The sequence below is a fragment of the Butyrivibrio sp. AE2015 genome, from assembly GCF_000420825.1.
GTDB lineage: Bacteria > Bacillota > Clostridia > Lachnospirales > Lachnospiraceae > Butyrivibrio.
The window spans coordinates 33,008-44,703 of sequence record NZ_ATVR01000018.1 but is presented as its reverse complement, the minus strand read 5'-3'; the positions used below and the strand labels follow the sequence as shown (position 1 = coordinate 44,703).

The 11,696-nt window shown below is 40.0% G+C and carries 10 protein-coding genes and 1 pseudogene; 9 read left to right on the top strand and 2 right to left on the bottom strand.

Annotated elements, in window-relative coordinates; genetic code table 11:
• The first annotated feature begins 9 nt into the window (after positions 1-9).
• From G585_RS0110075 to G585_RS0110035, 8 genes and pseudogenes are all read left to right on the top strand, one after another.
• Positions 10-930 carry an ABC transporter permease gene (locus tag G585_RS0110075; RefSeq protein ID WP_022774758.1) on the top strand — a complete coding sequence of 307 codons (921 nt, stop codon included), beginning with the start codon at positions 10-12 and terminating at the stop codon, positions 928-930.
• A 16-nt stretch (positions 931-946) separates the two neighbouring features.
• Positions 947-1,822, top strand: coding sequence for a carbohydrate ABC transporter permease (locus tag G585_RS0110070; protein ID WP_022774757.1), 876 nt, complete (start codon positions 947-949; stop codon positions 1,820-1,822).
• Between the two features lie 55 nt (positions 1,823-1,877).
• The gene (locus G585_RS0110065; protein ID WP_022774755.1) at positions 1,878-3,545 is read left to right on the top strand and encodes an extracellular solute-binding protein; all 1,668 of its coding nucleotides are present in this window, start codon (positions 1,878-1,880) and stop codon (positions 3,543-3,545) included.
• An 18-nt stretch (positions 3,546-3,563) separates the two neighbouring features.
• On the top strand, positions 3,564-3,749 hold the full coding sequence (locus tag G585_RS19700; protein WP_022774753.1) for a hypothetical protein: 186 nt from the start codon (positions 3,564-3,566) through the stop codon (positions 3,747-3,749).
• Positions 3,750-3,817: 68 nt separating this feature from the next.
• On the top strand, positions 3,818-4,471 hold the full coding sequence (locus G585_RS0110055; RefSeq protein ID WP_022774751.1) for an SGNH/GDSL hydrolase family protein: 654 nt from the start codon (positions 3,818-3,820) through the stop codon (positions 4,469-4,471).
• Positions 4,472-4,570: 99 nt separating this feature from the next.
• Entirely contained in the window at positions 4,571-6,127 is a 1,557-nt protein-coding gene (locus tag G585_RS0110050) for an ABC transporter substrate-binding protein/permease (RefSeq protein ID WP_022774750.1), read from the top strand.
• Positions 6,127-6,843, top strand: a pseudogene (locus G585_RS17785) (amino acid ABC transporter ATP-binding protein); the annotation flags it as partial. The gene G585_RS0110050 and the pseudogene G585_RS17785, both read left to right, overlap by 1 nt.
• Positions 6,844-7,337: 494 nt before the next feature.
• Complete coding sequence (locus tag G585_RS0110035) at positions 7,338-8,195, top strand: aminoglycoside 6-adenylyltransferase (protein WP_022774746.1); 858 nt, start codon at positions 7,338-7,340, stop codon at positions 8,193-8,195.
• 62 nt (positions 8,196-8,257) lie between these two features.
• On the opposite strand, the gene G585_RS0110030 is transcribed toward G585_RS0110035, so the two are convergent.
• A complete protein-coding gene (locus G585_RS0110030) occupies positions 8,258-8,539 on the bottom strand; it encodes a hypothetical protein (RefSeq protein WP_026663919.1) in 282 nt (93 codons plus the stop codon).
• Positions 8,540-8,749: 210 nt separating this feature from the next.
• Here G585_RS0110030 and G585_RS0110025 point away from each other — a divergent pair, with 210 nt between their 5' ends.
• Entirely contained in the window at positions 8,750-10,711 is a 1,962-nt protein-coding gene (locus G585_RS0110025) for a glycoside hydrolase family 31 protein (RefSeq protein ID WP_022774745.1), read from the top strand.
• Between the two features lie 22 nt (positions 10,712-10,733).
• On the opposite strand, the gene G585_RS0110020 is transcribed toward G585_RS0110025, so the two are convergent.
• Complete coding sequence (locus G585_RS0110020) at positions 10,734-11,624, bottom strand: DMT family transporter (RefSeq protein WP_022774744.1); 891 nt, start codon at positions 11,622-11,624, stop codon at positions 10,734-10,736.
• Positions 11,625-11,696: the final 72 nt, after the last annotated feature.

Below are 11,696 nucleotides of genomic sequence, written 5' to 3'. Positions count from 1 at the left end.
GAGGTTGCTATGGGGGATGAGAATATAAAGAAAACCCTAAAAAGGGCATGGAATTATAAGTGGATCTATATCATGCTTTTGCCTGTCATGGCTTATTTTATAGTGTTTCGATATGTTCCAATGTATGGGATCACAATTGCTTTCAAAGATTACAACATATTTAAAGGAGTCTTTGGAAGTCCTTGGGTAGGAGTAAAAGTTTTTAACAAAATATTTGCCAACAAGAATTTCTGGTCTTCAATCAGAAACACGTTTCTTCTTAATCTGTCAGCGCTTGCTGTCAGCTTCCCGCTTACGATAGTAGTCGCACTGATGCTTAATGAAGTAGCAGGTGCAAGGTTTAAGAAGATAACACAATCTATACTTTATCTGCCCCACTTTATTTCATGGGTGGTAGTAGCAGGAATAGCCACAAATTTGTTTGCACTCCAGGAAGGTACTATAAATGCGGTTTTGCAGAAAATTGGGATTGGCCCCATTCCATTTTTAAGCAGTGAGGGATGGTGGATTGTCACATATGTAATATGCAATGTGTGGAAAGAGATTGGTTGGGGAACCATCATCTATCTGGCTGCACTGACAGGTGTGGACGAAACGCTGTATGAAGCGTCCTATCTTGATGGGGCAACCAAATTTCAACGTCTGATCTATATTACTATCCCCAGTATCAAATCAATCATAGTAACAATGCTGATCCTGAATATTTCCAAAATGATGTCAATTGGCCTTGATGCACCACTTCTTTTGGGAAATGCAAAAGTCATGGGAGTATCAGAGGTGATCAGCACATATACCTACAGAATTGGTATTGAAAAAGCGCAGTACAGCCAGTCAACTGCTATTGGCCTGTTCCAGTCTGTAGTAAACATAATCATTCTGGTGGCGGCAGATAAGTTTGCTAAGGCCATCGGCGAAGAAGGAATAATTTAAGGAGGGGGAAAAGAGCTTGAAAGAGAATACTGTAATAAAAAAGATGTCTGCGGGGATGATCTTAAACTATGTATTTATAACAATACTTGCATTCGCCTGCCTTTATCCTTTTCTTAATGTGATGGCAACATCGCTGAGCGGCTATAACCCGGTTTTATCAGGAAAAGTAACATTTTACCCAATAGATTTTACTATAGAAGCCTATAAGCAGATTTTGGGAAGAACAACAATCTGGACAGCAATGAGGACTACTGTTGCCATAACACTCATGGGAACTTTGCTGAGCCTTATTCTGACAATTCTTGCAGCGTATTCGCTTTCTATCGAGGATTTACCCGGTAAAAAATTCATGACAGGAATGATTCTTTTTACCATGTATTTTGGTGGAGGCATGATACCTACATTTTTGGTAGTTAAGGGTGTTGGGCTCTATAACACGCTGGGAGCTCTTTTTATCCCACAATCAATAAGTGTTTTCAATTTCATAGTGATGAGAACTTTTTTTAAAGGGTTGCCGGAGAGCTTGAAAGATGCGGCTCGAATAGATGGAGCTTCGTATTTGATGATTCTTTTGAAGATCGTGCTTCCATTATCACTTGCCGTAATTGCAACAATTGGACTTTTTTATGCTGTAGGTTACTGGAATTCTTATTTTGATGCCCTGATATATATACAGGACGGGGATAAATACACATTACAGCTAAGATTGAGATCTCTTTTGTTCGGTAATGAATTGGGGAATGCAGCAGATGACGTTGGAGGCACAGTAGTAATGCCTCAGTCACTTAAGATGGCTACTGTTGTGGTGTCAACATTGCCTATTCTTGTAGTTTATCCATGGTTGCAGAAATATTTTGTAAAAGGAGTCATGCTTGGCTCAGTGAAGGGATGATGAAAACCGCAAGGTGATCATAAACAATTTAGTTTCAGAGAGGAAGGAAAAAGGTATGAGAAAAAAGTTTATTTCTACAGTTCTTGCTTTATCTACGGTTGTAACGCTGCTCTCAGGATGCGGAAGCAGCAATAGTGCAGAGAATAAACCTGCTGACTCAAAAGAGTCATCTGTGGCTGCAACTACAGCTTCACAGAGCGAAGATAATTCAGCATCCGGTGAAACACAAAGTAAGTATCAGACAACATTTGGTTCTAAACAGTTTGACGATGTAACTATAAAAGTTGAACTTTGGGATAGAGAAAATTCACCAGCAGGGGCGACCATAACTGATAATAAGTGGACTAAATATATTCAGGAAAAAATGGGAGAGGTTGGAATCAATGTTGAGTTTGTTCCTGTTCCAAGAGGAGATGAGGTGACATGGCTTAGAAGTGCTATGGCAGGCGGAACTGCTCCTGACATTGTACTTACTTATACTTATTCAATTGCGCAGGAATACTATGAGCAGGGCGGAGTATGGGATTTATCCGAGTTCATTGATGGAGATGATCAGGCCCTTAATATGAAGAAGTATCTTGGACAGGAAGTAATTGATTACGGCAGATTGACAGGCGGCGATGAGCTTTGCGGCATCATTGCAAGAAGAGCTACAACAGCAAGAAGTAATTTCTATGTAAGAAAAGACTGGATGGATGAGCTTGGACTTAAGGAGCCTACAACTCCTGATGAACTCTACGCTTTTGTTGATAAGATGGTAAAAGAAAATCCTGACGGTCGTACAGATGTATTCGGAATCAGCACATGGGATGATGGATATTTCCTTGGAGCATTCTCAAAACTTGCTACAGATCCTACAGAGTCTCTTATTGCATGTAAACTTACAAGAGATTACTACGATGAAGGAATGAGAGAACTGTACAGATTCAAGAATAAGTGCTACAACAACGGACTTATGGATCTTGAAAGTTATGCTCGTTCAAATGATGATTTCACAAGCTTTATTGTAAATGGCAAATATGCAACATTTGAGGATCATGTTATTGCATCTGTTGATCTTTCAAGAGGAAGCAGACTCCAGACACTTAGAGAAAATGATCCTGATGCAGATATCGTTTCTATTGCACCTCTAAAAAATATATGGGATGGAAAGCAGTATAGCACTATCTATTCTCCTGGTGGACTGATTGCTTTTTGCCCAAAGAGCGCTGATGAGACCACAGTCGAAGCATGTATGACATATCTTGACTGGCTCTGCACTAAAGAAGGTGGATTTACAATCTATCACGGTTTTGAAGGAGAGCACTATACACTTGAAGATGGGGTTCCGATCATTAAAGATGCTTCCTATAATACAGCTGATAAGGACTGGATTGCAGGAGATCTGTTCCTGACAGGAAATGCTGGATATTTCGAGAATGATGAGGCATTCAGTAAGAGCACTTCACTTAAATATCCTGGATATGAGGATCATGTTCTGCGTGATTATAAAAATGCTCTGACCGGTGATTACATCAACGATATTGATGATTCGCTTTATACATCACCTTCTCAGGCAGAACTTTCAGCAGATATCAATCTTGTCAAAGAGGAGTGGGCAGTTAAACTTCTTACATGCTCTGAAGCTGATTTTGATGCTACTTTTGAGGAATATAAAGAAGCATTAAAGGATGCCGGAGTAGAGACAATTGATGCAGAAAGAAGAGAACATTTTACAAAATAACTTGTTTGGAGGGGCAAAATGGCTAAGATGTTACCGGAGCTTAAGTATTGGGGAGAATCAGAGCTTTTGCTTTCAGTAGAAGATATTTCTTTTGCCAATGATAAGATTGGCCCGGGGGCTCCTCCTATCAAGACAAAAGCCGGATGCCTTGCAACGGCGCAGATTGACGAACTGATCAGATTGTGCCTAGAGGGACGGGGTTAGTGGTCCATTTTGAGAAAAAATACTATAATTGTCTGTATTAAAGATATTTGGGAGGAGTACAACAGGCAATGAGACTTGAAGGATTAAAGATCAACTTTCTTGGGGACAGCATTACAGAAGGACACGGAGCTTCTTCTCCGGAGTTCTTTTTCTGGAAAAGATTTGAGAAGGATGGATGCATTTGCAGGGGATATGGCATTGGAGGAACAAGAATAGCCAATCAGCAGGTTCCCTATGATGAGAGAATGGATCAGTATTTCGCATCTAGAGTTGATGCTATGGATAACAATGCTGATGTTGTTGTAATATTTGGAGGCACTAACGACTATGGTCATGGAGACGCAGCGAAGGGATGCATGACCGACCGCACACCGGACACTTTCTATGGGGCACTGCATGATCTGTATCAGAAAATATTGAAAAAATATCCCAAGGCAATTGTTATTGTAATGACACCTCTTCATAGAACAGATGAGAACAGAGTTTATAACGAAAGAGGAATCCGCAATTGGGGGACACTTTCTGACTATGTTGAGATAATACGCGAGGTTGCGCAGTATTACTCGCTTCCTGTAGTAGACCTGTATAAAGAAAGCGGGATTCAGCCCCAGGAGGATTTTTTAAGAGAAAGATATTGCCCTGACGGTCTTCATCCAAATGATGCCGGAAATGAAATAATATACAGATGCCTAAAATCAAGGCTTATGCAGCTTGGCAATTAAAACACTGTTTCCTTGAATCTTTAGCTATGGGATGTATAATTAATAGCATATAGAAACACGATATAACGATGAATGTGAGTGCCAGGGAAGTTAATTTATATGAAGAAAAAAACTATTGGAAAGTCAACGATTCTCTTTTTATTGGCAGCTGTTCTTGTCGGTATCCTGATAGTATTAAAGGAATCGGTTATATGTACGGCGTCGGAGCAGAATGACCATGTGATCGATTCTTTATCAGATCTGAACGGAAAGCGGATAGGTATTCAGACCGGCACCAGTTTCGATGCATCTGTACGTGAAAAAATGCCGGAAGCTCATTTGGAATACTACAATGGTAAAGCTGATCTATTGGCGGCTCTCATAGGTAAAAAGATTGATGCTTTTATTGTTGATGAGGCTGTGGCTCAAATATTGATGCGTGAGAGCAAGTACGTTGTATATTTGCCAGAGTATCTTGATAGTTATGATTTTGCACCAATATTTCCTAAGACTCGGGATGGAGAACAGCTAAGGGATCAATTTAATGCATTTTTGGAGCACCTTCCAGAAGAAACCCTTGAAGAGCTTTCAGTCAAGTGGTTCAGTGAAAATGAGGCAGATAAGACGATGCCGGATATTAGCAGGCTGGAAGCAAAAAAAGGTGTTCTTAAACTGGCTACAGAATCGGGATATGCACCATTTGAATATATGAGAGACGGCAAGGTGGTGGGATATGATATTGAGCTTGCCGCTATGTTTTGTGAATACAGCGGGTATGGTCTTAACATCATAGACATGAATTTTGACGGGATACTGCCAGCAATTCAGACAAGTAAATGTGATTTTGCATTAGCCGGCATCAGTATTACACCTGAACGTGCCGAAAGCGTTCTTTTCTCAAAACCTAACTTTTCCGGGGGCACTGTTGCTATGATTCTCAAAGAAAACGCTGAGTATAACGATTCTTTTTGGGACAGTATTAGTGAAAGCTTTAATAAGACCTTTATACGAGAAAATCGCTGGCAATTATTTCAAAAAGGAATTCTGACTACTCTGATTATTACGATATTTGCAGTACTGTTTGGAACAGCGCTAGGATTTGTGGTATTTATGTCATGCCGAAACGGTAATCCCGTGGCCAACATTGTTACACAATTTTTTATGTGGTTGATACAGGGCATGCCAATGGTGGTGCTGCTAATGATTCTTTTTTACGTAATATTTGGTTCAATAGCCATTAGTGGTGTATTAGTGGCTATAATTGGTTTTACTCTAACATTTGGAGCTTCTGTGTTCGGTTTATTAAAGACAGGTGTAGGTGCAGTTGGAATCGGACAGTATGAAGGAGCATATGCGCTTGGGTATTCAGAACGTCAAACCTTCTACAAGATTATCCTGCCACAGGTAATGCCTTTTGTGCTACCTGCATATAAAGGGGAAATTGTTAGTTTGATTAAGTCGACAGCAATAGTTGGTTACATTGCAGTGCAGGATCTTACAAAAATAGGAGATATTATACGAGGACGTACATATGAAGCATTTTTTCCACTAATTGCCATTACGGTTATATATTTTGCTTTGGAAACGCTGGTTGGCTTTGGGGTTGGGAGAATTAGTGTGAATATCAATCCTAAACGTCGTAAAGAGTCAGAGATTTTGAAGGGAATCAAGCATTGATGATCAGAATAGAGCACTTGAAAAAGTCATATCAAGATGTCACTCCACTTAAGGATGTTAGCGTTGAAATACATGACGGGGATGTTATATCTGTAATTGGGCCATCGGGAACTGGAAAAAGTACGCTGCTGCGTTGTATCAATCAATTAGAGAAACCGACCGAGGGAAGAATCTGGTTGGATGATATGGAAATCACTGATCCCAAGACTGATATTAACAAGGTTCGACAGAAGATGGGGATGGTGTTTCAGAGCTTTAACTTGTTTGATCATAAAACGGTAATAGAAAACGTAATGCTGGCACCTGTGGATCTTTTGGGCAAATCAAGGCAGCAAGCATATGATAGAGGCATGGAACTGCTCAAAAAAGTTGGTCTTAGCGAAAAGGCATTAAACTATCCTGATCAGCTTTCTGGTGGCCAGAAACAGCGCGTGGCCATCGCTAGAGCTTTAGCGATGGATCCTGATGTGATCTTGCTTGATGAACCTACTAGTGCTCTTGATCCCACAATGGTTGGAGAGGTGCAATCTGCTATCAGGGACCTGGCTCAAACTGGCAAAACTATGCTGATCGTTACTCATGAGATGCATTTTGCCAAAAGCATCTGTAACCGTGTATTTTTCATGGATGAAGGAAAAATATATGAAGATGGAAGTCCTGAGCAGATATTTGATAATCCAAAAGGGGAGAATACTCGACGATTTATACATAGACTAAAGGTGTTGGAACTTGATATTAATAGTCGTGATTATAATTTTCTCAGCGTAGTAGGCGAGATTTCAGCTTATTGCAGTAGAAATCAGATTGCTCCAAAGATGGCCAAACATATTACGCTCATGTTTGAGGAAGTTATGCGTATTCTTGTATCAGGAATGAATGATTTGAGCATCAATACGATATGTGAATATTCAGAACAGAGTGAGGTTGCTGAACTGGCATTCAGTTATAATGGACCTCGTTTTGATATAACTTCAACAGAAGATGATCTCGGACTTTCTATTTTGAAAGGATTAACGGAAAAAATCAGTTATGAATGGCTGGAAAGCAGCGAATATCCAAACCTGCTAAAGCTGACTATCGGAAGATGAGATTCAGGATTTTGTCAGTCATATAAAGGAGAGGGATATGAGTGATCTTTTTGAGGGATGGAAGGGCTTTTGCCCGACTATGATGAAGAACAAATATATGAAGAGTGGAAGCAGAATTGTGTATGAAATCTTATGACGAAATGTATGATTTGATCTTGAAAACGGCAATGGAAGATGATCGTATTCGTGCCGTGACCATGGAAGGCTCAAATGTTACAAAGGGAGCAGTTCACGATGAATTTTCAGATTTTGATATAACTTTTTTTGTATCTGACATCCGCGAGTTTACCAGGGACCACGATTACATGAAACGATTCGGAGATATTCTTATAATGCAAATGCCTGATGATTACTATGCCGAGCCCTATGATTACAATGGCAGATCGCGCTTTGCTTACCTCACACAGTATAAGGATGGCAACAGGATCGATCTGACATTTATAGATGTGAGTGAGATAGGAAAACAGGTAGAGTTTACAGAGCCTCGGACTGTTCTGGTAAATAAGGATGATTATAAAGAGCTTGTGGATATAACTTCCAAGGAATGTTTTTATATTAAGAAGCCAACCGAATTTGAATTTTTCGGAACAGTTAATGAGTTTCGTTGGATTAGCAACTATGTGACAAAAGGGCTCTGTAGGCATGAATTCTACTATGCGCGCCGTATGATGGAAGAGTACATGATGAACATGTTTCTCAAGATGATCAATTGGAAAATCGGCATAGACAATGGTTTCCAAGTCACAACAGGTGCGTGCTGCAAGTATTTAAAAAATTATCTGACAGAAGAAGAGATGACCCGATTCGAGGGGATGTTCCCAAAAGGAGATTACGAGGATATGTGGGAAAAACTCTTTTTGATGTACGATTTCTTTGAAGAGCTTTCAGTGTATGTGGCAGAGAAATTAGGATTCTCTCTGGATCTTGAGGAATCTAAAAATGTTCGTGAGTTTATGGTTCAGAGAAGAGCTAGTAAATAACGCATATGACACTGAAATGGCTGCGGTAGTTTCTATCAATCAAGCCTCTTTCTCGTATATCCTCATTGTAGTCTCATCATAAAAATAGAATACTCGTCATTCTGAAAATCAAGATCAGGAGAGTTTTCGCCGCCGCCATTGGTGCTGCGCTTAATTTCTGCGTAGAATTCTTCTCCTTGATTTACTATGTCCATAACATTTATCTGAATACCATATTCATTTGCAATATCGCAAAAGTCGGCAATGGGGTTGGGAGACTTTCTTGTAGCTAAAAGTTTGTCTTTGAGAACACTGTCTTTGCCGGCTTTTTCTAATAATGCGTCTAGTTTTTCTGTAATCTCCATAGTGCACCTCCTGTTATTATTAGAAGAGGCAAAGAACGCCTTTATGTAACGACGCCTTTGCCTGTTAAATAAATCATATCATATTTGTTGTTTTTCTCAACCGGTTTTCAATCATGAATTGCGGAAAAAAAATGAATTTTGTATAGTGGTATATATAATCGCTCAAACCCAGATGAAACAGGGAATCACAGTAGGAGGAGTAAAGGGGTAATGGTCAAAAAATACAAAATTGGTAATCCCATAGAAACAGATTCAGTGGTAGTTTCCTTTGCCAATGAAGAAAAAGAAATCCCATATTTTGAAAGAGTTCAGGGGAAAAATGAACTGAAATATAATATGGGTGCAAAAGACCGTGTTTTCGGGCTTGGTGAGACTGTTCGCGGAATAAATAAAAGGGGGTATATCTACGTCAGCAATTGCTCAGATGATCCCAATCATACAGAAGACAAAAGATCTCTTTATGCTGCTCAGAATTTCTTTGTTATCTGGGGAAACGGAAAAGGCTTTGGAATGTATGTTGATACGCCTGGCAGGGTCTCTTTTGATATAGGATATACGGATAAGGACTTTTTTTCCATTGCTTTTGAGGACTTGGATGCCTATGTTTACGTGATTGAAGGCGAGAGCATCCTTGAGATTGTAAAAGAGTTCCGTGGAATAATAGGAAAGAGCTATATTCCTCCAAGGTGGGCTTTTGGATTTGGCCAGAGCAGATGGAGCTACATGAATGAAGACCAGGTAAGGGAAGTCGTTGACAGGTACGATGAGCTGGATATTCCCATCGATAGCGTGTACCTGGACATCGACTATATGGAAAGATATAAGGATTTCACGGTCAGCGATGAGAGATTTCCTGATTTTAGTGCATTTGTGAAGGAAATGGCTGACAGAAACATACATCTTGTCCCGATCATTGACGCAGGAGTGAAGATTGAAGAAGGATATGACGTCTATGAAGAAGGGGTAAAGAATAATTTCTTTTGCAAAAAAGAAAATGGAGAGAACCTTGTTGCAGCGGTTTGGCCCGGAAAAGTGCATTTCCCTGACTTCCTTAACGAGGATGCCAGAAAATGGTTTGGCGAAAAATATAAAGTTCTTTTGGACTATGGAATTGACGGCTTTTGGAACGACATGAATGAACCGGCTATTTTTTATACCGAGGACCATTTGAAAGAGGTCTTTGAGCAGATAAAAGAGCTAGAGGGGAAAAATCTGGATATAAGATCCTTCTTTAAATTCCAGGATATAGTCGGGGGACTTGCCAACAACGAAGAGGATTACAGGAGATTTTACCACGAGTATAAAGGTAAGAGATATCGCCACGACAAAGTCCACAATTTATTTGGCTATAATATGACCAGAGCTGCGGGCGAGGCATTTGAGAGACTTTCCCCAGATAAAAGAATTCTCATGTTCTCGAGGTCATCATATATAGGAATGCATCGCTACGGCGGCGTTTGGTGCGGTGACAATAAATCCTGGTGGAGTCACTTACTGCTTAATATTCAGCAGATGCCGGCGCTCAACATGTGCGGTTTTATCTATAGTGGCGCTGATGTTGGCGGCTTTGGGGCTGATGTCACAGAAGATCTGCTTATGAGATGGGCTGAGTTTGGAATTTTCACGCCTCTTTTCAGAAATCATTCAGCAGATGGCACCAGAAGACAGGAATTCTACAGATTTACTGACAAAGAGAGCTTTAAAAACATTCTTAGGCTCAGATACGCTCTGATTCCGTACCTTTATTCAGAGTTCATGAAGGCAGTAAATAACGACGAAATGCTGTTCAGACCTGTATGTTTTGATTATCCGGAAGATGAAATGGCTTACGAAGTAGAGGACCAGCTTTTTGTGGGCGAGAGCATTATGGTTGCACCTGTATATAAACAGAATGCTAACGGCAGATATGTGTACCTTCCCGAAGACATGAAGCTGTGCAGATTTAGAAGCTACAAAGACTACGATGTTGAAATCATATCAAAGGGCCATCACTATATCGAGGCAGCGCTGAATGAAGTATTAGTGTTTATCAAGAAAGGCCATGCGCTCCCACTTGCAGTACCTGCAGGCAGAACTGAACAGATTGATTACAATAACATTAGTTATGAATGCTTTGGATGTGAAAAAGATGCCTACGAGCTTTTCATCGATGATGGAATTTCAAGAATTTGATGCAATAGAGATAACTACTTGATTATTTTTCTTTGGAGAAAGTTATCATCCATAGCATTAGGAATATGAGACCAAAACCTGCAGCGTCATACACAGTAAACTTGCTTCCTAGCACAAAAGTTGAAAGTAGCGCTGCAGTTATTGGTTCTGCAAAGCTATAAAGAATTGCTTTTTGAGGACCAATTTTGGATACACCGCTTATATAGAGGGTGAATGCACAGACGTTTCCTACTATTACAACAAAAGCTATTCCAAACAAGCCATAAATGTTTGGAACATAGTGAATTGTCCATATTTTGAAAGCAAATCCCAAAAGTATGCCACCAAATAAGAATGACCATCCTTGCGCAACGATGACAGGGATTTCTTTTGTTATCTTGGGGGCCAGAACATTGTAGATCATTACGCAAAACGCACTGCCAACTCCGGCGAACAGCGCAGAAACAGGCATTGACAAATGTGCTATATCCCCATGGGTTGTCAAAAGAAATACACCTGAAATTGCAAGCGCAATAGATATGATTTCAGATATTTTTGGCCATCTTTTTAAATGAAGACAGGTAAAAAGAAGTATGAAAATAGGAGCCAGGTCCTGCATGATTGTTCCGATGGCAGCATTGGAGAGTTCAATGGTAAGGAAATACAGGAACTGGCAGGTACTTACGCCTAGTATTCCATAAACAAGCATCCAAAAAGACATTTCTTTTGTCTTCCAGGGCTTGATCACAGTGTTTTTATGCCTGATCATGCAGTATGCAAGAATCAAAATTCCCGAAAGACCAAGTCTTATTGGTACAAGCCACCTACTGTCCATATTCTGGACGTCGAAGAGATACTGTCCCATTGTTCCTGACAGTCCCCAGCAAGCTGCTCCTAATATAGTAAAAAGAATTCCCTTTATATTATTGTTCATGGCATTAAATCATCTATTCTTTCATTTAAAATAGTGCCTTGAAGAATGAAAGGCGCAGAGAATATAATAAAG